This is a genomic window from Pseudomonas sp. EA_15y_Pfl1_P101 (assembly GCF_963970835.1).
Taxonomy (GTDB): Bacteria; Pseudomonadota; Gammaproteobacteria; order Pseudomonadales; family Pseudomonadaceae; genus Aquipseudomonas; species Aquipseudomonas tritici.
Genome location: NZ_CAXAPA010000004.1, coordinates 134,615 through 155,712, shown reverse-complemented (window position 1 = coordinate 155,712; position 21,098 = coordinate 134,615). Strand labels below are relative to the sequence as shown.

At 61.4% G+C, this 21,098-nt stretch carries 19 protein-coding genes and 1 pseudogene; 12 read left to right on the top strand and 8 right to left on the bottom strand.

Annotated elements, in window-relative coordinates; genetic code table 11:
• Nucleotides 1-90 precede the first annotated feature (90 nt).
• Nucleotides 91-1,068, top strand: a complete 978-nt coding sequence (locus AACY36_RS07495) for a DMT family transporter (RefSeq protein ID WP_339427569.1) — start codon at nt 91-93, stop codon at nt 1,066-1,068.
• On the opposite strand, the gene AACY36_RS07490 is transcribed toward AACY36_RS07495, so the two are convergent.
• The gene (locus AACY36_RS07490) at nt 1,055-2,458 is read right to left on the bottom strand and encodes an MFS transporter (RefSeq protein WP_339496855.1); all 1,404 of its coding nucleotides are present in this window, start codon (nt 2,456-2,458) and stop codon (nt 1,055-1,057) included. The genes AACY36_RS07495 and AACY36_RS07490 overlap by 14 nt on opposite strands.
• Nucleotides 2,459-2,601: 143 nt before the next feature.
• Nucleotides 2,602-3,132, bottom strand: coding sequence for a GNAT family N-acetyltransferase (locus tag AACY36_RS07485; protein WP_339427570.1), 531 nt, complete (start codon nt 3,130-3,132; stop codon nt 2,602-2,604).
• 153 nt (nt 3,133-3,285) lie between these two features.
• Here AACY36_RS07485 and proP point away from each other — a divergent pair, with 153 nt between their 5' ends.
• The 3 genes and pseudogenes from proP to AACY36_RS07470 all read left to right on the top strand — a co-directional run bounded on the left by proP (nt 3,286) and on the right by AACY36_RS07470 (nt 7,825).
• The gene (proP, locus tag AACY36_RS07480; RefSeq protein WP_339415981.1) at nt 3,286-4,788 is read left to right on the top strand and encodes a glycine betaine/L-proline transporter ProP; all 1,503 of its coding nucleotides are present in this window, start codon (nt 3,286-3,288) and stop codon (nt 4,786-4,788) included.
• Nucleotides 4,789-4,936: 148 nt separating this feature from the next.
• A pseudogene (locus tag AACY36_RS07475) lies at nt 4,937-5,185 on the top strand (MFS transporter); the annotation flags it as partial.
• A gap of 33 nt (nt 5,186-5,218) precedes the next feature.
• Nucleotides 5,219-7,825, top strand: coding sequence for a bifunctional diguanylate cyclase/phosphodiesterase (locus AACY36_RS07470; RefSeq protein WP_339496853.1), 2,607 nt, complete (start codon nt 5,219-5,221; stop codon nt 7,823-7,825).
• Nucleotides 7,826-7,834: 9 nt separating this feature from the next.
• Here the strand turns inward: AACY36_RS07470 and AACY36_RS07465 are convergent, their stop codons facing one another.
• Nucleotides 7,835-8,656: an AraC family transcriptional regulator gene (locus AACY36_RS07465; protein WP_339415979.1), complete on the bottom strand. Its 822-nt coding sequence runs from the start codon at nt 8,654-8,656 to the stop codon at nt 7,835-7,837.
• Between the two features lie 97 nt (nt 8,657-8,753).
• On the opposite strand from AACY36_RS07465, the gene AACY36_RS07460 reads away from it, so the two are divergent.
• The gene (locus AACY36_RS07460) at nt 8,754-9,965 is read left to right on the top strand and encodes an MFS transporter (protein WP_339427572.1); all 1,212 of its coding nucleotides are present in this window, start codon (nt 8,754-8,756) and stop codon (nt 9,963-9,965) included.
• Between the two features lie 120 nt (nt 9,966-10,085).
• Entirely contained in the window at nt 10,086-11,216 is a 1,131-nt protein-coding gene (locus AACY36_RS07455; protein ID WP_339427573.1) for a sensor histidine kinase, read from the top strand.
• A 168-nt stretch (nt 11,217-11,384) separates the two neighbouring features.
• Here the strand turns inward: AACY36_RS07455 and AACY36_RS07450 are convergent, their stop codons facing one another.
• Nucleotides 11,385-11,690, bottom strand: coding sequence for a DUF2834 domain-containing protein (locus AACY36_RS07450; RefSeq protein WP_339415976.1), 306 nt, complete (start codon nt 11,688-11,690; stop codon nt 11,385-11,387).
• A gap of 83 nt (nt 11,691-11,773) precedes the next feature.
• Between AACY36_RS07450 and AACY36_RS07445 the strand changes: the two genes are divergently transcribed.
• Together AACY36_RS07445 and AACY36_RS07440 are read left to right on the top strand one after the other, a co-directional pair.
• A complete protein-coding gene (locus AACY36_RS07445; protein WP_339496852.1) occupies nt 11,774-12,562 on the top strand; it encodes a helix-turn-helix domain-containing protein in 789 nt (262 codons plus the stop codon).
• 54 nt (nt 12,563-12,616) lie between these two features.
• Entirely contained in the window at nt 12,617-14,326 is a 1,710-nt protein-coding gene (locus AACY36_RS07440) for an amidase (protein WP_339415972.1), read from the top strand.
• 258 nt (nt 14,327-14,584) lie between these two features.
• Here the strand turns inward: AACY36_RS07440 and AACY36_RS07435 are convergent, their stop codons facing one another.
• Nucleotides 14,585-14,803, bottom strand: coding sequence for a DUF6434 domain-containing protein (locus AACY36_RS07435; RefSeq protein ID WP_339415970.1), 219 nt, complete (start codon nt 14,801-14,803; stop codon nt 14,585-14,587).
• Between the two features lie 95 nt (nt 14,804-14,898).
• Nucleotides 14,899-15,996 (bottom strand): SMP-30/gluconolactonase/LRE family protein, encoded by a 1,098-nt coding sequence (locus AACY36_RS07430; protein ID WP_339415969.1) that lies wholly within the window; start codon nt 15,994-15,996, stop codon nt 14,899-14,901.
• Nucleotides 15,997-16,214: 218 nt separating this feature from the next.
• On the opposite strand from AACY36_RS07430, the gene AACY36_RS07425 reads away from it, so the two are divergent.
• The gene (locus AACY36_RS07425) at nt 16,215-16,646 is read left to right on the top strand and encodes a nuclear transport factor 2 family protein (RefSeq protein ID WP_339415967.1); all 432 of its coding nucleotides are present in this window, start codon (nt 16,215-16,217) and stop codon (nt 16,644-16,646) included.
• Between the two features lie 28 nt (nt 16,647-16,674).
• Here AACY36_RS07425 and AACY36_RS07420 read toward each other — a convergent pair whose 3' ends face one another.
• Nucleotides 16,675-18,000 carry an aminotransferase-like domain-containing protein gene (locus AACY36_RS07420; protein ID WP_339415965.1) on the bottom strand — a complete coding sequence of 442 codons (1,326 nt, stop codon included), beginning with the start codon at nt 17,998-18,000 and terminating at the stop codon, nt 16,675-16,677.
• 91 nt (nt 18,001-18,091) lie between these two features.
• Between AACY36_RS07420 and AACY36_RS07415 the strand changes: the two genes are divergently transcribed.
• On the top strand, nt 18,092-18,982 hold the full coding sequence (locus AACY36_RS07415; protein ID WP_339427576.1) for a DMT family transporter: 891 nt from the start codon (nt 18,092-18,094) through the stop codon (nt 18,980-18,982).
• On the opposite strand, the gene AACY36_RS07410 is transcribed toward AACY36_RS07415, so the two are convergent.
• A complete protein-coding gene (locus AACY36_RS07410; protein WP_339415963.1) occupies nt 18,979-19,545 on the bottom strand; it encodes a YceI family protein in 567 nt (188 codons plus the stop codon). The two genes, AACY36_RS07415 and AACY36_RS07410, sit on opposite strands and share 4 nt — an antisense overlap.
• A gap of 121 nt (nt 19,546-19,666) precedes the next feature.
• Between AACY36_RS07410 and AACY36_RS07405 the strand changes: the two genes are divergently transcribed.
• Nucleotides 19,667-20,161, top strand: coding sequence for a PaaI family thioesterase (locus tag AACY36_RS07405; protein WP_339415962.1), 495 nt, complete (start codon nt 19,667-19,669; stop codon nt 20,159-20,161).
• A 43-nt stretch (nt 20,162-20,204) separates the two neighbouring features.
• Nucleotides 20,205-21,092, top strand: coding sequence for a YghX family hydrolase (yghX, locus tag AACY36_RS07400; RefSeq protein ID WP_339415960.1), 888 nt, complete (start codon nt 20,205-20,207; stop codon nt 21,090-21,092).
• The last annotated feature ends 6 nt before the right edge of the window (nt 21,093-21,098 follow it).

Genomic DNA, 21,098 nt, shown 5'->3' with positions numbered 1-21,098 from the left:
TTGGGTTATGTATCCAGGGCCGAGAACTCGTTTGTAGCACGGCCGCGCGGCTGGGCACCATGCGTATCCATTACCTGATGGATGACCCGGATGAATTCTGCACCCGCTTCACTACTGCTCGGACTGTTCCTAGCGGTGATGGCAACCCTCGGCTGGGCGCTGAACTTCATCACCCCCTACGTGACCGGCGACTACAGCCTCTACGACCTGATGCTCGTGCGATTCCTGTTCGTCGGCGGGCTGGGCGGCGGTTGGATACTCCTGAGTCGCGCCCATTTGCACCTGATCACGCCTGGCCAGCGGTTACTCGCCGCAGGGTTGGGCGCGTTGGGGTGCCTGGGTTATGGCGTGTGTATCGCCGCCGGCGTGCACTTTGCCGGACCGGTGCTCACGCCGGCGGTGATCGGGACGGTGCCGGTGCTGCTCGCGTTGCTGGGCAATGCGCGGCACAAGACGGTCGAATGGCACCGACTGATCACGCCCTTGTCGTGCCTGATGACAGGGCTGGCATTGGCGAACGTCGGCAGCCTTCATCAACCGTCGTTGAGTGCCGATTCGTGGCTGGCGGGGTTGTTTTGTTCACTGGGTGCCGTGGCGTTATGGCTACTGTTCAGCGTGCTCAACCAACAGCACCTAGTGCAATTGCCGGCTCAGGCGACCGGGCTATGGACCGCGCTGATGCTGGCGGGCGCCGGCATCGCCGCGCTGTGCCTGTGGCCGATCATGCAGGCACTGGGGTTGCTGAGGCTGCCAGTCCTCGGCGCTGGGTTTGAACAGGCCGCGCCGTTGTATGCCTGGGGCGTGGTCATCGCCGTGATGTCCACCCTGGTCGGCGCGTGGGCCTGGAACGCCGCAACGCGTCGCTTACCCATGGTCCTGAGCGCCCAGTTGATTGCCCTTGAATCACTGTTCGCCACCCTGCTCGGCCTGGGCTTCGCAGGCCGGGGCCCGACGCTCATGGAAGCAGCAGGCCTGGCGGCGGTGCTGATCGGCGTGGTGATGGCGGTGCGCATCATCCTGATAGCCAGGCCCGACACCGCCTCGTCCATGCCAATTACAGGTCAGTGATTTCCTTGTGACGCGGCACCAGCGCCTTCATCACGCTCCAGGCCACCAGGTAGGCCAGTGCGCAAATGGCGAACATGATCATGTAGCCGGTGTGGATGTCGTTGATGGACTTGTAGTAGTCGAACACCCAGCCGCCGATCTTGGTCATCACCACGCCGCCCAGGCCGCCGGCCATGCCGCCAATGCCGACCACCGAGGCTACGGTCTTCTGCGGGAACATGTCGGACACGGTGGTGAAGATGTTGCACGACCACGCCTGGTGCGCCGACGCGCCCACGCCGATCAGTAATACCGGGATCCAGAAGCTGATGTGACCCAACGGCTGCGCCAGCAGCACCACCAGCGGGAACAGCGCAATCACCAGCATCGCTTTCATGCGGCCGTCATACGGCGCATCGCCGCGCGCCATGAAGTAGCTGGGGAACCAGCCGCCGCCAATACTGCCCACCATGGTCATGCTGTACAGCACCGCCAGCGGCAGCACGATGTCGGGGCCCTTCATGCCGTATTGCGCCGACAAGTAGGTGGGCAGCCAGAACAGGAAGAACCACCACACGCCGTCAGTCATGAACTTGCCGAAAGCAAAGGCCCAGGTCTGGCGGTAAGTGAGCAACTTGAACCACGAGACTTTTTTCGCCACTGCGCCAGCGGGTTCAGGCGTGAAGGGCTGCACGGTCTGGTCGCTGCGGATGTAGGCCAGCTCTTCGGGAGACAGACGCTTTTGCTCGTCCGGCTTCTTATAGAGTGCGACCCAGACCGCCACCCACACGAACCCCAACCCACCGATCACAATAAATGCCGCTTCCCAGCCCCATAAACTGGCAATCAACGGCACGCAGATAGGCGCCAGGATGGCACCGACGTTGGCCCCGGAGTTGAAGAGGCCGGTGGCGAGCGAGCGTTCTTTCTTGGGGAAGTATTCGGCAGTCGCCTTGATCGCAATTGGGAAGTTGCCCGCCTCGCCAATCGCCAACACTGCACGGGACAGCATGAACCCTGCAATCGAGACAGGAATCACCGCCAATCCAATCGCGCCGCTGATCGCCGCGATGCCCTCGCCCATCGGCACCGAGAACGCGTGCATGATGGCGCCCGTGGACCAGATACCAATCGCCAATACGTAGGCTGCCTTGGTGCCGATCTTGTCGACAAAGCGCCCGGCGAACAGCATGGAGATCGCGTAGACAAACTGGAAAACTGCAGCAATGTTGGCGTAGTCGGTGTTGCTCCAGCCAAATTGCGTCGACAGCTGCGGCGCCAGCAGGCTGAGCACCTGGCGGTCGAGGTAATTGACGGTGGTCGCGAAGAACAGCATCGCGCAGATGGTCCAGCGATAGTTGCCTACCGCTTGGCCAACGCGGTGGGCGTGGATGGGCTCGTTCAAGTTCATGGCATCACTTTTTATTTTTGTTAGGCAGGACATATGTAACGTCATATGTCATCGTACAACTGCGACTTTTATATCGGGACGCCCACACGGTGTCAATCTGAAATATTGCCGTTTATCACGGTATTGCGCGGCTATGAGATAGGTCAGGCAAAACCAGTTGTAGGATGACAAATACGAAACACCAGGCTCGGCGACTTGCCCGGCACATCGTCAAGCGCGCCGAAAGGCTGCATGCCGATCTTTTCCAGCACGCGGATCGACGCTGCGTGGTCCGGTCGTACCAGGCCAAATACTTCGGGCACGCCCAGGGTGTCAAATGCCAGCGCCAGCGCATCGCGGCCAAGTTCGGTCGCGTAGCCCTGCCCCCAGGCTTGCACTGCAAACCTATAACCCAGGTTGACGCGCTGCTCGGTCAAGTAGTTGAGTGGCGCTATCCCACCGAAGCCGATGATGTGTTCCGGCGCCTCATTTCGCGCAATCGCCCACCAGCCATAACCCTCAGCGGCCCACTGCCCTAGCCAGCGATCCAGCAGGCGTTGCGCCTCGTCGAGGGTGGCAATGGGGCCGGCAGGATTAAACAGGTTGGTCTGCGGGTCGCCGAAGATCGCGAACAATCGCTGCACGTCTGCAGGCTGTGGTTGACGGTAGATCAGGCGGGAGAAAGTCGTTGGCATAGAGATCGCTCCGTTGTGAACCGAAGAAGTTCAATGCACCTGCAAAAAAAAGCAAATAACGCTGAATTATTTCGTGTCCGCTTGTATCTGAACTGACAGAGCGGCGCCATCGCTGCGATGGCACCTCCCCTGTTCTGCTTTAGAGTGCCCCGCATGAAATTACGTAAGAAAAGCGTCAAACCGATCGGATTGAAAGACATCACCATTGTCGACGACACCAAGGTGCGCAAGGCAATCACCGCCGCCGCACTGGGTAACGCCATGGAATGGTTCGACTTTGGCGTCTACGGATTTGTCGCCTATGTGCTCGGCAAGGTGTTCTTCCCCGACGCCTCGCCCAGCGTACAAATGATCGCTGCACTCGGCACCTTCTCCGTGCCGTTCCTGATCCGCCCCCTGGGTGGCCTGTTCTTTGGTGCGCTGGGCGATAAGTACGGGCGGCAAAAAGTACTCGCCGCGACCATCGTGATCATGTCCCTGAGCACCTTTGCCATTGGCCTCATCCCCGGTTATGCCTCGATTGGCATCTGGGCGCCGATTCTGCTGTTGCTGTGCAAAATGGCCCAGGGTTTCTCGGTGGGCGGTGAATACACCGGCGCGTCGATCTTCGTCGCCGAGTACGCCCCGGACCGCAAGCGCGGCTTCCTGGGGAGTTGGCTGGACTTTGGTTCCATCGCCGGTTTCGTCCTGGGCGCAGGCGTGGTCGTACTGATTTCCAGCGTCTTGGGCGAAGCGGACTTCGAAGCATGGGGTTGGCGCCTGCCGTTCTTCCTCGCCTTGCCCCTGGGCATCATCGGCCTGTATCTGCGCCATGCGCTGGAAGAAACCCCAGCATTCCAACAGCACATGGACACACTCGAGCAAGGCGACCGCGAAGGCCTGACCCACGGCCCCAAAGTCTCGTTCAAGGAAGTCGCAACCAAGCACTGGGGCAGCCTGCTGACCTGCATCGGTATCGTCGCGGCGACCAACGTGACGTACTACATGCTGCTCACCTACATGCCGAGCTACCTGTCGCATAACCTGCACTACAAAGAAAACAGCGGCGTGCTGATCATCATCGCGATCATGGTCGGCATGCTGTTCGTGCAGCCGTTCATTGGCTTTATCAGCGACAAGGTCGGCCGCAAGCCCTTCATCATCGCTGGCAGCATCGGTTTGCTGTTCCTGTCCATCCCGGCGTTTATGCTGATCACCAGCGGCAAGATCGGGCTGATCTTCGCCGGCTTGCTGATCCTGGCAGTGATCCTCAACTTCTTCATCGGCGTGATGGCCTCGACCCTGCCCGCGATGTTCCCCACCCACCTGCGCTACAGCGCCTTGGCCGGCGCGTTCAACGTTTCGGTACTGATCGCCGGCCTCACGCCAACCGCCGTGGCCTGGCTGGTAGAAAGCACCAACGACCTGTTCATGCCCGCCTACTACCTGATGGTGTTTGCCGTGGTCGGCCTGATCACCGGCCTGACCATGAAGGAAACCGCCAACAAGCCACTGCGCGGCGCAGCGCCGGCCGCTTCGGACATGGAAGAAGCCAAGGAGTTGCTGCAGGAACATCACGACAATATCGAGCAAAAAATCGAAGACATCGATGCAGAAATTGCGGCTCTGGAAGCCAAGCGCCAGAACCTGGTGCAGCAGCATCCGCGGATCAATTAAAGCCTGAATGTGCGGGGTGGCCCCGGCCACCCCGCCCTCAAAAGATAGGTAGATGCCAATCCCTCCATCGGAGTGTCACCCAGGGTTGGATTCGCGCGATGCTGTCCGAGCTCCCAACCTGCCGGAAACTCTGAGCCTGTTTGCACGGTCGAGAACCCTGCCCGACGATGCCGAAGCCGGGGGCGGCTTGATGGTTGCGATCATTCAACTGGCGATCGCCTCGGGCGCTATCGTGGGAGGCCTGGTGTTTGGCCTGAGCGGGTATCAGGCGACATTCGAGTTGGGTGCGGCAGTGCTGGGCGCCGCGGCCTTACTGGCTTGGCTGGCAGCACGCGCCAGCGGTAATCACCTGTGGCGGTCTAAATATTTCGCCGGGCTCGCCGATAACAAGGGATAACTCTTGACTTGCAGCGACGCCCTGCGGGAAACAATGCCGAATACTCTCGCCCCTATTGTCCGCTCGCTTTCCGATCGCACCAGCCTTTCGCTGGCACGTACCTCATTGTTCAAGTTCATGGCGTTGCTGGCCGTCGTCTTTGCGGCGGCGGCTTATTCGCTGGTTTACCTCGCCTATGAGATGGACCGCACCGAACAGGCGGAAAGTGCCTTCTATACCCGTAAAGCCCTGCAATCCCTAGAAAAATCCCTGCGGGTGACGGTCAAGGACTACGCGTTCTGGAGCGATGCCTACAAGCACCTGCACGTTAAAGTGGACACTGATTGGGCGTATGTCCGGGGCAATATCGGCGCCACGCTGTTCGATGATTTCGGTTTTCAAGGCCTGTTTGTGGTCAACGATGCCAACCGCACGGTCTATGCGGTCGTCGATGGCAAGCTGCAAGATGTCGAACTCACGCAATCGCTCGACCAGCCCTTTGCCGGGATTGTGGAGCAGGCACGTGCAGGCGCTGACAACGAAACACCCGTCACAGCCTTCATCAACGTCAAGGGCAGCCCCGCGCTGGTGGCCGCAGCCGCCATCACCCCCGGCACAGACCCCACGGTGAAGCCGGATGGCCGGCCCGCTTCGGTCCTGATCTTCGTCGACATCCTCAACAGTGCCAAGCTGGCCGTGATCGGCGATGAATTCGGCGTAAGCAAGCTGCACATCGCTACCCCTGATGAAATCGGCCAGACGTTGCTGTTCCCCCTCGGCGACAACGGTGCTGCCGGCAGCCTGCATTGGGAGCCGGCCCGACCCGGTTTGCGCTTGATGGGCGTAGGCCTGCCCCTGCTTGGCCTGGCAGCGTTATTGGTATGCGTGATGAGCTGGGTCATTTCACGCCGCACCACGGCGGCCGCGCTCGCCCTGGACGCTAGCCATTCGTCGCTGCAGAACAGCCAGAATGCCCTGGCGACCAGCGAAGCACGCTTTCGCGATGTGGTAGAGGCGAGTTCCGATTGGGTGTGGGAAATCGACGCCAGTTGGCGCTTTACCTACCTGTCGGAGCGCTTCGAAGGCGTCACCGGGTTGGCGCGGCATGCGTGGATCGGTGCGACGATGAACGACTTGCTCGAGACCGAGACCGGTCTGCTCTCGCAATGGCTCAGCACCCCCGGACGCCGCCCGGATATCAGTGTGCAGTGCCGCTACGTCGATGCACTGGGGCTGGAACGCAGTACACGGCTGTCAGCGCGGCAGATGCCGTGTGGCGGCTTTCGCGGGACGGCCACCGACGTGACGGAAGAAGTCGAGTCCCGTCGACGCATCGAGTTCTTGTCCCAGCATGACGCCCTCACCGGGCTGCCCAATCGCACGCGGCTGCAAGCGTTCCTGGAGGGCAAGTTCAAGGCGCTGTCGAGTACGGCGCTGTCGGCAGCTGAGTTGTCCACCTCAACCCAGCCGTTGGTAATGCTCAGCCTGGACCTTGATCGGTTCAAACCGGTCAACGACCTGCTCGGGCACGCTGCCGGCGACCGGGTGCTCAACGAAGTGTCCGCCCGCCTGGCCGCCTGCGTGCGCCATGGTGATCTGGTCGCCCGTGTCGGCGGTGATGAATTTGTACTGATCCTGACCGATGCAGGGGCTCAAGACGAAGTCGAAACGCTGTGCAAGCGCTTGATCGAATCGATCGAGCGCACGATCAGAATCGACGAGCAAGAGGTGTTCGTCAGCGCCAGTATTGGCATCGCCCTCGCCCCCAACGATGCCCGCGAAGCCACGGAGCTGCTGCGTTACGCCGATATTGCACTGTACGAGGCAAAGGCTGCGGGCCGTAATACCTGGCGGTTCTACTCCGGCGATATGAACGCGCGGATCATTGAACGCCGACGCCTGGAGAGCGACCTGCGCTTTGCAATCAAACATGCCGAGCTGCGCCTGCACTTCCAACCGCGCTATCGCATCGCCGACGGCCAGATGGTCGGCGCGGAAGCCCTGGTGCGCTGGCAACACCCGTTGCGCGGCCTGATCACGCCGGACACCTTTATTCCGATCGCCGAAGAGTCCGGGCTGATCCTGGCCCTGAGCGACTGGGTACTTGAAACCGCTTGTAAATGCGCCGCCCAGTGGCCCGAGCATCTTTTTGTGTCGGTGAACCTGTCACCCATGGAATTCAGGCGTGGCAACCTGGTAAAGCGCGTACGGCAGGCCCTGAAGACCTCAGGTATCGAACCCGCGCGCGTGGAACTGGAAATCACCGAAAGCGTCATGCTCGAAGATGCCACCGGGGCGCTGGAGGTCATGCGCACGCTCAAGCAATTGGGCATACGCATCGCCATGGATGACTTCGGCACCGGCTACTCATCCCTGAGCTACCTGCGTACGTTCCCGTTCGACGGTTTGAAGATAGACCGCAGCTTCCTGACCCGGCTGGAAGAAAGTGATGATGACAAGGCGATTATCCAGGCCATCGTCGGCCTGGGTCGGGCCCTGGCACTGACCGTAACGGCCGAAGGCGTGGAAACGGCTGAACACCTGGCATTGCTCAAGGCCGTGGCCTGTGAAGAGGGCCAAGGCTATTTCCTCAGTCACCCTCTGGATATCGAAACCTTCACTCGCCTGTTGGGCGTGCACGCCGGCATCGTGCAGGGATAACGCCGGGCGCTACCTGAAAAAATGGCTGGGCGTCTTGCCGAACTGCTTCTTGAACATGCTGGTGAACGCGCTCGGGCTTTCATACCCCAGCTCCAAGGCGATATCGATCACCTTTTCGCCCACCGCAATGCGCTCCAGCGCCAGCAGCAGCCTTGCTTGTTGGCGCCACTGGCCGAACGTCATGCCGGTTTCCTTGCGGAACAGGCGCTGGATGGTTTTCTGGTCAAGGTTCAAGCGCTCGCTCCAGTCCGCGACCGTCGAGGCGTCGCCCGGTTCATCCTGCAACGCCAGGCAGATCCGGTGTACGCGCGGGTCGGCAGGCAGCGGCAGCAACAGCGGCAACGCCGGTAACAACGCCAGCTCGTCCAGAATCAGGTGCATGATGCGCGCATCCCGGGAGTCCTCGGCATACGGTGGTTTCAAGCTCACCGACGCCTTGATCAGCTCACTCAGCAGGGGCGAAATACTCACGGCCTTGGTATCGGTGGGCAAGTTGGGAAAGCTGTCGGGACGGACAAAGACGCTGCGCATCTTCAACGGGCCTACACAACGCAAGGAGTGGACGTGCCCACTGGGCATCCAGAAGCCGCGATTGGGCGGCACCGTCCACTGGTTCTGCGCCGAGTGCACCACCATCACGCCTTCGGTGGCGTATAGCAGTTGATGCTTCTCATGGCTGTGGTCGGGGATCACCCAGTTCTCCGGATAATCGGTGGCCGAACTGATGACAGCCCAATCGCCCTCGTCGATCTCCTGTAGAAAAACATCCAGTGACTTGATCATTTCGCCCTTTTTGCGATAGTTGCCTCCCGAATTTCGCGAGACAGGCATTTGCGGCGAATCTAGCATAGCTCCCGAATCATTTTGTATTGGATGGCGACCTTAAGAAGTTGCCACCTGTGTTCGCCGCCTTGAATGGAATGCCTGCATGTCGACCCTCACTGCGTCACCCGCCGCTGCAACCACTGCGCCCCAGGCCAGCCCGTTGGTCATGCGCGTCCTTGGCGCCTGCGCCCTGGCGCATTTAATCAATGACCTGATCCAGGCCGTGCTGCCGTCGATCTACCCGATGCTCAAGGCCAACTACGGCCTGTCGTTTACCCAGGTGGGCCTGATCACCCTGACCTTCCAGCTGACCGCCTCGTTGCTGCAGCCGTGGATCGGCTACCACACCGACCGCCACCCTAAACCGTGGCTCCTGCCAGCGGGCATGGTGTGCACCCTGATGGGCATCCTGATGCTGGCGTTTGTCGGCAGCTTCCCGGCCATCCTGATCGCCGCCGGCTTGGTCGGTGTCGGCTCGTCGACCTTCCACCCGGAAACCTCGCGCGTCGCACGCCTGGCCTCTGGCGGGCGCTACGGCCTGGCGCAGTCGACGTTCCAGGTCGGCGGCAACACCGGCAGCGCCCTGGGTCCATTGCTCGCGGCGGCAATCATCATTCCCTACGGCCAGGGCCATATCGCCTGGTTTGGGCTGTTCGCGGTGTTCGCGATCCTGGTGCTCTACGGTTTGAGCCGCTGGTACCGTAACCACCTCAACCTGTTCAAGCTCAAGCAAGGCGGCCAAGCCACCCATGGCTTGTCCAAAGGCCGTGTGACCTTTGCCTTGGTGGTGCTGGCTGCGCTGGTGTTTTCCAAGTACTTCTACATGACCAGCCTGACCAGCTACTTCACCTTTTACCTGATTGAAAAATTCCAGCTGTCCGTCGCCAGCTCGCAGATGTACTTGTTCCTGTTCCTCGGTGCGGTTGCCGTCGGCACCTTCGCGGGCGGCCCGATTGGCGACAAGATCGGCCGCAAGAAGGTCATCTGGTTCTCCATCCTCGGCGCCGCGCCATTCACCCTGGCGCTGCCCTACGTTGACCTGTACTGGACGGCGGTGCTGAGCGTGGTGATCGGTTTTGTGCTCGCCTCGGCGTTCTCGGCCATCGTGGTGTTTGCCCAGGAACTGGTGCCGGGCAATGTGGGCATGATCGCCGGGATATTCTTCGGCCTGATGTTCGGCTTCAGCGGGATTGGTGCAGCGTTGCTGGGGTTGCTGGCCGATAGCCACGGTATCGAATACGTCTACAAAATCTGCTCGTTCCTCCCGTTGGTCGGCATCCTGACGATAGTGTTGCCGTCAACCAAAGGCGTTTGACGTCTACGGCATGCGCAGGCACGAACGCCTGCGCATGCTGAGCAGACCAATCCATGTTTAAATCCTTGTTTGGCGGCTTCCTGTGCGTTCACGCTTGCCGCCCCACCAAGGAACACTCGTATGCGCCTGGCAGATTTCATTATTGAGAACCTCGAGCCGATCCTTCAGGCCTGGGAGGACTTTGCCCGGACCATTCAGACCCCCGGGGCCGATCTCAACCGTATAGACCTGCGTGATCATGCCGAACAGATGCTGCGGGCCATTGCGCAGGATCTGCGCAGCGCACAGACCGCGCAGGAGCAAATCGACAAGGCCCAGGGCCTCGCACCGCAGGATGAACACGAAAGCCCGGCCGAAACCCATGCCATGACGCGCTTGATGGCGGGTTTTTCGTTTGATCAGATGGTGTCTGAATACCGCGCGCTGCGCACCAGCGTGCTCAGCCAGTGGCTCCGGCAGGCCAAACACGGTACGCCACGGGATATCGATGACATGAACCGCTTTCATGAAGCCATCGATCAAGCCCTCACGGAGTCCATTGCCAGTTACTCGCGGGCGGTGGAAGCCTCGCGCAATGTGTTCCTGGGTATCCTCGGCCATGACTTGCGCACGCCCTTGGGCGCCATTCTGCTAGGCGCCGACATGCTCCGGCGTGCGGAAGAGGTCGGGGAGCGCGGCAACAAAGTCGCCGGGCAGATTTACACCAGTGTTCAACGGGCGAGCCAAATTGTCAGCGACCTGCTGGATTTGACCCGTTGCCAGATGGGCCCCGGCATCCCCGTGAAACGCATGGACATTGACCTGGCCCCCTTTTGCGAACGCATCGTCGAAGAAATGCGCTCGTTTCACCCACACGCGCAACTCGAATATGAAACAACAGCGCCCGCACTTGGTGCGTTCGACGGCGCGCGCATGCAGCAGGTGTTCTCCAATATCATCAGTAACGCCGTGCAGCACGGCGATGCTTGCCTGCCGATCACGATACGACTCGCGGTTTCAGATGGCCGCCTGCTGTTCACCGTTCACAATCAAGGCGAGCCGATTCCGGAGGATGTGCTGCCGTTCATTTTCAATCCCATGGGACGTTTTTCGCAGCGCTCGGTGATTGAACATGGCCCTGCGGTAGGCCTTGGACTGGGGCTTTTCATCGCGTCTGAGATCGTGGCGGCCCATGAGGGTTCGATCGAGGTCACGTCAACATCGCAGTGGGGTACGGAGTTTCGGGTAACGGTGCCGTTGCTTGCGCCTTGATGTAACCGTAGATCAAATGTGGGAGCTGTCGAGCTTTAGCGAGGCTGCGAAGGGATCACCTCGGTGTACCTGATGAACCGCGGCGCCTGCATCGCAGCCTCGCTAAAGCTCGACAGCTCCCACATTCAACCCGCTTCGTGTGGAGGTAAAGGTTTGCCTTAAGAGAGCTCATTCATCTCGGTACCCATTCATCACGAGATAGAGCAACGGCCCCACCGACACAAGCACCGCCGTCAGCACCCAGTACGGCACCACCGAAGCTACCGACCGCCCTCGCCGGCGCGCATCCCGGTACATCCATGCGCACGCCAGCACCGCCATCAAGTACAGGTCTATCACCACCTGCGCCGTGTCCGGCCGCGACATCAGTTGCAGCCCAAATGCCAGCAGCGACTGCTCCGCCGTCAGCATCGTCGCCAGGGTGTACAGCGAAAATCCCAGCAAGCCCGCCAGGGCAATATAGGGTCGTCTCATGGTCGCTTCCTTGGAATGATGAAGGCTTAAGTTAGTGATAAGGTTCAGCCCTTCGCAATGACCTCGGAGGTCATGACCACGCCATGGACACCCCTTCTACTGCGGGCGAACAACTGCGCCAATTGCGCCGACAGGCCAAGCTGAGCCAACTCGACCTGGCGCTCATCACCGGTATTTCCCAGCGCCACCTCAGTTGCCTCGAAACAGGCCGAGCCAAGCCGAGCCCAGCCACCTTGCATAACCTGCTGACGGCGCTGGAGGCACCGTTGGACCAGTGCAACCGAGTCTTCCTCGCGGCCGGATTCGCTCCGCGCTACACCGCCACACCGCTCGCCTCGCCCGCCATGGCCGCGATTCGCGAAGCGGTCAGCCATGTATTGCACGCCAACAACCCAGCGCCTGCGATCCTGTTGGACAGCCAGTGGCAAGTGCTCGCGGCGAATGCCAGTACCGGCGTGCTGTTTGCATTGGTGGGTATCCCGTCCGAGGCGGCTGAAGGTTTGAACCTGCTGACCACGCTCCTCCAAGCCGGCGGCCTCGGCGATCATCTGCTCAATGCCGATGAGATCCGCACCCTGGCCTGGCAGCGTGCCACTCGCGAGGCGCTGGGCAACCCGGACCTGGCCGCGCTGCTGGCGAGCCTGCCAACCCCGACGAACGCTGAACTGCCCGCGCACCTGCCACCGCTGGTGCTGACCCGCCTGCGCTCAACCCAGGGCGAGCTGAGCTTTTTGTCCACCTTCACTACCTTCGGCATGCCCCAGGACATCATCCTCACCTCCCTGCGTATCGAACACCTGATTCCCGCTGACGACGCCACGTGGCAGGTGATGCGCGGCGCCTATGCGGATTATGCGGCGCTGGTCTTGTGAAATATCTGTACGTAGACTGCCGCCATACCCCCACTTGAAGGCGGCGAAAAACACGTGATGCAAGTTACCGAAGTCTCCATTGCCCAATTGCGCGCGGCGCTTGAGTCCGGCCAGACCACGGCCGTTGAACTGGTCCAGGCGTACCTGGCGCGAATCGATGCCTATGACGGTCCGCAGACCGCCACCGCCTTGAACGCCGTGGTGGTGCGCAACCCCCAAGCGCTGAAAGAAGCCGAAGCGTGCGATGCACGCCGGGCCAAAGGCGAAACCTTGGGGCCCTTGGACGGCATTCCTTACACGGCCAAAGACAGCTACCTGGTCAAGGGCCTGACTGCGGCATCCGGCAGCCCGGCATTTGCCAAGCTGGTCGCGCAGCGTGATGCGTTCACCATCGAGCGCCTGCGCGCCGGCGGTGCCATCTGCCTGGGCAAGACCAATATGCCGCCGATGGCCAATGGCGGGATGCAACGTGGCGTGTATGGCCGCGCAGAAAGCCCGTATAACGCCGATTACCTGACCGCGCCGTTCGCCTCCGGCTCGTCCAACGGCGCTGGCACCGCGACGGCGGCGAGTTTTGCGGCCTTTGGCCTGGCAGAAGAAACCTGGTCGAGCGGGCGCGGCCCGGCGTCCAACAATGGCCTGTGCGCCTACACCCCATCCCGCGGGGTGATTTCGGTGCGCGGCAACTGGCCGCTCACGCCGACCATGGACGTGGTGGTGCCCTACGCCCGCACCATGGCCGACCTGCTGGAAGTGCTCGACGTGGTGGTCGCCGAAGACCCGGACACCCGTGGCGACCTGTGGCGCCTGCAGCCGTGGGTGCCGATCCCGAGCGTCACCTCGGTGCGCCCTGCTTCCTACGCTGAATTGGCGGCGCCTGCCGAGTCCCTGGCGGGCAAACGCTTTGGCGTGCCGCGCATGTACATCAACGCCGACCCCGACGCAGGCACCAGCGAAAAACCCGGAATCGGTGGCCCGACCGGGCAGAAAATCAACACCCGCGCCAGCGTGATCGACCTGTGGCAAGACGCACGCCAGGTGCTGACAGCGGCCGGCGCGGAAGTGATTGATGTGGATTTCCCGCTGGTGTCCAACTGCGAAGGCGACCGCCCTGGCGCACCTACCGTGTTCACCCGGGGGCTGGTGTCCAAGGAATTCCTCCACGATGAACTGTGGGAACTGTCAGCCTGGGCGTTTGACGACTTCCTGCGCGCCAACAACGACCCGGCGCTCAACCGCCTGGCGGATGTGGACGGGCCAAAGATCTTCCCCCACGACCCGGGCACCCTGCCCAACCGTGAGGACGACTTGGCCGCCGGCATGGACGAATACGTGCGCATGGCCGAGCGCGGCATCACCCCGTGGGACCAGATCAGCACCGTCCCCGATGGCCTGCGCGGATTGGAGCAAACCCGGAGAATCGACCTGGAAGCCTGGATGGACAAGCTCGGCCTCGACGCGGTGCTGTTCCCCACCGTGGCCGACGTGGGCCCGGCGGATGCCGACGTGAACGAAGCCTCGGCCGATATCGCCTGGAGCAACGGCGTCTGGGTGGCCAACGGCAACCTCGCCATCCGCCACTTGGGCGTGCCGACCGTTACCGTGCCGATGGGCGTAATGGCGGATATCGGCATGCCGATAGGGCTGACATTCGCCGGGCGCGCCTATGATGATTCGGCGCTGCTGCGGTTTGCTTACGCGTATGAAGCGACGGGCAGCAAACGCCAGATTCCGCCGAGCACACCGCCGTTGACGCGAGTGTAAATGACGACGATCCGACCGTAAGGCCTGACGCGCAATGCCCCTTGGACCAGAGGATAAGCGGCGACAAGTCTGGCGCCGCGGTCAGGCTTGCTCCAACCTTGCCCGGCAGCACGATCACATCGCCGACGCGGGGGATCTGACCACTGATGTACAGGTGGTTGCCGTCGCGAACCAACGGCGTGTAGTTGCCGCCGATTTTGAATTCGTCCAGCTGATAGCCAAGGCGTTGCGGGGCGGCCTGGTATTTTTCATCAGGTGTCAGGGGCGTGAACCCTCGGTTCGGCGTTGCCACTCATCCACCACGTCGCCCAGGGTCTTGGGCTGGCCGTTGCGAATCCAGGCCATGAAGGGACGGTCGAACTTGAACCCCGGACCGCAGTGCTCGAGCATGAAGCGGCGTACGTTTTGAGTGTTTTTATAGCGTGAGGTCACGGGGGTGCTGCGAGTGATGGGATCGCTGTGCCAATTGAAGTCCATTTGCTTGACGCTCTGATGCCTCAGGAGCCTACAGCATAGCGTCAAAAGGCCACGCTGAACGCCGGTCAACCGGCGTTCAGCGTGGTTTTTTTGAGTTACCCGCCGAAACCCGCGTCTCGCGTATTCACGAACAGCGCATAGATCGAATGGCTGCCGGCCATGAACAGGCGGTTGCCTTCGCGGCCGCCAAAACACAGGTTGGGGCAGCGTTCGGGTAACGAGATATGCCCGATGGCCTTGCCTTGTGGATTGAACACGCGCACGCCATCGAGTTTTTCCAGGTCAGCCTTGGGGTCACCATTGCCGCCCCAACCGCACCACAGGTTGCCGCTCTCGTCGCACTTGATGCCGTCCAGCGCTGCGTAATCAAAACCTTCGATGTGCTTGCGACGGGCGCCGAGCGTGCCGTCGTCCCTGACGTCGATGGCCCAGATCAACCGGTTGGGTTTGGCCCGACCTTCCACCACGTACAAGACTTTTTCATCAGGTGAAAAACACAGGCCATTGGGCCCGTTCAGGTCGTCAATCACCCGCGTGACCGTGCCGCTTTCCCCGTCGATGCGATAGACGCCATGGGGTTGGGTGGGCGTGATCTTGTGCCCTTCGTAGTTGTTGCCGGTCTGGAACGGCGGGTCACTGAACCACACCGACCCATCCCGCTTGCACACGATGTCATTGGGCGAATTGAAAGGCTTGCCGTCAAAGCTGTCCGCCAGCACGGTGATGCTGCCGTTGTGTTCGGTACGGGTGATTCGCCGGCCCTCGCGGGTGGTCGTCGAACCTTCGCACACCAACAGGCGGCCCTGGCGATCGCGGCACATGCCGTTGGAGAAATTGGCGTTTTCGCGGTACACCGACAGGGTGTCGGTCACTTCGTCCCAGCGCACGATACGGTTGTTGGGAATATCGCTGACCAGCAGGTAGCGGCCATCGCCGACCCACACCGGCCCCTCGGCCCAGCGCAAACCGGTAGCCAGCCGTTCGACACTGGCGTTGAACAGGCGCAACGCCAGGAAACTGTCATCGAGCACTTTGATCAGTGGGTCTGGATAACGCTGGCTCAACGGCTCGGCGGCTTCTGCCAGGTGAGGCAGGTTGCCCAGCACCGCGACCGATGCGGAAACCGCCAAGGAACGCTTGAGGAAGACGCGGCGACTGTGGTCGGTCCGAGCAGGCAAAGGGGGAAGATCCATCGTGTGTCTCCGTTATTTTATTGTTAGACGGGACACCATTCTTAACCAGTGATGGGACATCGTACAAGAACAATGAAATTTCAAAACACAGGTAAACCTGAAGATATGTAAATAATCGAAAATGTACTTTCCAAAATAAGCGTGGATATAGCAATGTTGTACGACGACACAAGCGCTAACGTGTTGTCCGCCACCCCAACAACAATAAGGAAACACCCATGCAAAAAGTCAACGTACTGATCGGTTTTCTGTGCCTGTTTACCGGCTTCGTCGCCGCAGCGCCCGCTCCTGCTGAAAAGGAGGTGGCCCAAGCGGTCGACCAACTGACCCAAGCCATGCTGCACCTGGACCTCAAGCAACTTGACGCGCTGACGTCCGACAAACTCACCTACGGCCACTCCAGCGGCAAGGTGCAGAACAAAGCGCAATTCATCGCCGACCTGGAAACCCACACCAGCGCCTTCAAGACCCTGGAAATGCAGAACCAGACCGTCACCCTGCAAGGCGACACCGCCCTGGTGCGCAACCACTTCCACGCGCAGGCCGTGAACAGTGGCGTTGATGTGCCGACCGATATCGACAACTTCCAGGTCTGGCAGAAGCAGAAAGGCAAGTGGCTGCTGATAGGGCGCCAGGCTTACAAGTACTGATGACCAGCGGTGAGCCGCGTGCGCCGGCTCACCACTCCACCACCTTGCGTACTGTCAGCAATGCCTCGCGCAGCGCCGACATGTCCACCGAACCCAGCGCCAGGCGCAGCGCGTGGGGCACATAAGCCGTGACGGCAAACGGCTCGGCGGTGGATACCGAGATATTGTCGCACTGCAAGGCCATGGCGATCTGGTCGGCGCGCGCGTCCTCCGGCAGGGGTAACCACAAGAAATACGACGAAGGATGGCTGGTGTAGGCCAGCCCTTTCAACACCTGCGCCGCCAAGGCTTGCCGCGCCTGGGCGTCCTGGCGCTTTTGCGCTTCCAGTTGCGCCACCGTGCCATCTTCGATCCACGCCACGGCAATGGCGCTCATAACACCGGGCACGTTCCAGGTGGTGGCCATGATGGTGCGCTCGAGTGCCTTAACCCAGTCACTTGGCACCGCGACAAACCCCACGCGCAAACCGGTCGCGACACTTTTTGAGAGCCCGCCCACATACACCGTGCGTTCCGGCGCCAGGGTGACCACGGGTGGCGGTGCGTTTTCGACCAGGAACGCGTAGGCCGCGTCCTCAATGATCATCAGATTGTGCTGCCGGGCGATGGAGACCAATTGCTCGCGCTGGTCCCTGTCCATCACCCAGCCAAGGGGATTGTGCAGCGTTGGCATGCTGTACACGGCGCGCACCGGGCGTTTGCGACACAGGTTTTGCAAGGCGTTCAGGTCCGTGCCGGTGGGCGTAACCGGGATCGCGACAACTTCCAAATGCAGGGTCTCGGCCAGCACCTTGAACCCGGAATAGGTCAACGCATCGACCGCGATCACATCGCCCGGCTTGAGCAACGCCATCATCGTCACCGCCAAGCCATGCTGGGCGCCGCTGACCAGCAACACCTGGCCGGCCTCTACCGTCAGGCCTCGGCTCAGTAAATGCCGTGCGACGGCAGCCCGCTCATGCAAACGCCCCGCGTGAGGCTGGTAACGCAACAGGGCCTCGAGGTCGCCGGACAGCGCCAACTGGCGCAACGCCGTGCGCAGCAGGTCCGCCTGGCCTGGCAGTGAGGGATAGTTGAAATTGAGGTCGAGCATGCCCGCCGCAACCGTCATCTGCCCACTGCCCTGCCCTGGCGGCAGCGAGATCTCGCGCACAAAGGTGCCGCGTCCGGTTTCACCGCTGACCAGCCCCATGGCCTCCAGTTCGGTATAAACCCGGCTTGCGGTCACCAGCGCCAGGCCATGATCGGCAGCCAGTTGCCGGTGTGTCGGCAGACGCGTACCCGGCGGCATTTTCCCCGAACGGATGCCCTCGGCAAACGTGTCGACCAACGTTTTATAGCGGGCGCGCGGCATAGGGATGTATCCATGACAATTTTTTGATTGTCTTAATGCTCACCCCTAGGATGGCTTGAACGCAACCCCCTCATTATTCGGGCGCCTCCTCATGGAACTTACATCCCCCTTCAGCACCCTGGATACCCGTACCCAAGGCTGGGTCAATGGCTTTATTGGCGTGGTGATTTTCAGCGGCTCCTTACCCGCCACACGGCTGGCCGTGATGGAGTTCGACCCGGTGTTCCTCACCATGATCCGTGCCGCCATCGCCGCCAGCCTGGGGCTGTGCCTGCTGTGGTGGTTCAAGGCAAAACGCCCCGCGCGCGCCCAATGGGCGCCACTCGCTCTTGTTGCTCTTGGCGTGGTGATCGGCTTTCCCTTGTTGACCGCACTGGCGCTGCAGTACGTGACCTCGGCCCACTCCATCGTGTTTATCGGCCTGCTCCCCCTCGCGACCGCGGTGTTTGGCGTACTGCGCGGTGGCGAGCGCCCGCGTCCGGTGTTCTGGTTGTTCTCGATCCTGGGCAGCGTGCTGGTGATGGGTTATGCCGTTGCCCAGGGTTTGAACGCCGCACCCGCCGGCGATTTGCTGATGCTGCTGGCGGTGCTGGTCTGCGGCCTGGGTTATGCCGAGGGCGCCACGTTGTCGCGCAGCCTGGGCGGCTGGCAGGTGATCTGCTGGGCGTTGGTGGTGGCGATGCCGGTGGTGCTGCCCTTGAGCCTACTCCTGGCACCGCCAAGCGTGCGCGGCATCAGCCTGCCCGCCTGGCTGAGCCTGGGCTATGTGGCGTTGTTCAGCATGTTGATTGGCTTTGTGTTCTGGTACCGCGGCCTGGCCCAGGGTGGCATTGCCGCCGTCGGCCAGTTGCAATTGCTGCAACCGTTTTTCGGCCTGGCATTGGCGGCGGGCTTGCTGCATGAGCAGGTCAGCCTGGGCATGGTGCTGGTGACGGTCGCGGTGATCGGCTGCGTGGCGGGCGCGAAGAAGTTCGCCCGTTAACGCTGCGGGGCAACCATCTTGAACTTGATGTTGATGTCATTCGACACCACGCTGTTGCCGGCCCACTCGCCCTCGCCAATCTTGAAATCGCCGCGTTTGAGGATGAATTCGCCGTCGAACACGCCGATACCGCTTTGCTCCTTGAGCACCACGTCGACATCCACTGGGCGTGTGATGCCCTTGATGGTGAGGTTGCCGCTGATCTTGTAGCGGTTATCCCCCAGGACCGCGACGCCGGTGGATTCGTAGACGCCCACTGGATAAGTCGCGGTGTCAAACCACGACGCACGTTGCAGCTCGTCATTCGCGTCCGGGCTGCCGGCGTCGATGCTGGCCAGCTGGATCTTGAGCAATGCATGCCCGGCTTCCGGCTTTTGCGTATCGAACGTCAAGGAGCCTTCGAACGCGCTGAAGGTGCCGTACACCCGCTGCCCCAACTGTTTATAGGTAAAACTGATCTGGCTGGCGGTGCGGTTGACGTCGTTGTACTCCACCGCCTGGGCGCTGGAATAGAACGCGAGGATCAGGACCAGTATGGCAACCGAGGGCATTCGACGTTTCATGCAACGCTCCGCAGAGGAAAAGACACAGGCACCGAGCCAACACGCTTTAACAGGGATTTATTCCCATCAGGCGTTTGTCCTGCTAAACAGAGTAGTCGCCCCAGAATAATAAGGACGCTCCATGCATTCCCCTTCGCTTCAGGACCTCACCGCGCCGGACGGCATCTGCTATGGCTGCGGTGGCAGCAACCCCCACGGCCTGCATATCAAGAGCCGTTGGGACGCGGACGGCATCCACCTGATCGCCGAGCATAGGCCCGACGCAAAATACAGCGGCTGGCCCGACCTGGTCTATGGCGGCCTGATCGCCATGTTGGTGGACTGCCATTCCAACTGGACCGCCATGGCCTACCACTACCGCGCCGAGGGGCGCGAACCCGGCAACCTGCCCCGCATTGACTGCGTGACCGGCAACCTGGGCATCAAATTCATCAAGCCAACGCCCATGGGCGTCACCCTCACCCTGCGCTCACGGGTCGAGGGTGACGTGGGGCGCAAGACCCGCGTGATCTGCGAGGTGTACGCCGGCGACGTGCTCACCGCCATGGGCGACTCGGTTTTCGTGCGCGTCGATACCGGCCAATTGGCAGCGGCCGCCCATGGGCGTGAGGGCTGATCCTGATCTACATTGACTGCCACCGCTAATCGAGGACGCACCGATGACTCGTCTCACCGCGAAAGACTTTGCCCCCGAACTGCTGGAACTCTACGACGGCTACGCCCACGGCAAGATCAACCGCCGCGAATTTCTCGACCGCGCCGCGCTGTTCACCTTGGGTGGCCTTACCGCCTCGGCCCTGCTCGCAGCCCTCAGCCCCAACTACGCACTGGCCGAACAAGTGAAATTCACCGACCCGGACATCGCTGCCGACTACATCACCTACCCCTCGCCCAAAGGCAACGGCACCGTGCGCGGCTACCTAGTGCGCCCGGCCAACGCCGCGGGCAAGTTGCCAGCCGTGGTGGTCGTGCATGAAAACCGTGGCCTCAACCCTTATATCGAAGACGTCGCCCGGCGCCTGGGCAAAGCTGGCTTCATCGCCCTGGCGCCGGATGGCCTGACTTCGGTGGGCGGCTACCCCGGTAACGACGAAAAAGGCGTGGCGCTGCAACAGACGGTTGACCCGACCAAGCTGATGAACGATTTTTTCGCCGCCATCGAATGGCTGATGCACCACGACAGCAGCACCGGCAAAGTCGGCATCACTGGGTTCTGTTATGGCGGCGGCGTGGCCAATGCGGCGGCGGTGGCTTATCCGGAACTGGGCGCGGCCGTGTCGTTTTATGGGCGCCAACCAGAGGCCAAGGACGTGCCACGGATCAAGGCGCCGATCATGCTGCATTTCGGTGAGTTGGACACGCGGATCAATGAGGGCTGGCCGGCGTATGAGACGGCGCTGAAGGCTGCAGGCACGAACTATGAGGCGTATACCTACAAAGGCGCCAATCATGGTTTTCATAACGACTCGACGCCGCGATATGACGAGGCGGCGGCGAATCTGGCGTGGGAGCGGACGTTGGGATGGTTTCGCAAGTACCTTGCTTGATTCCAA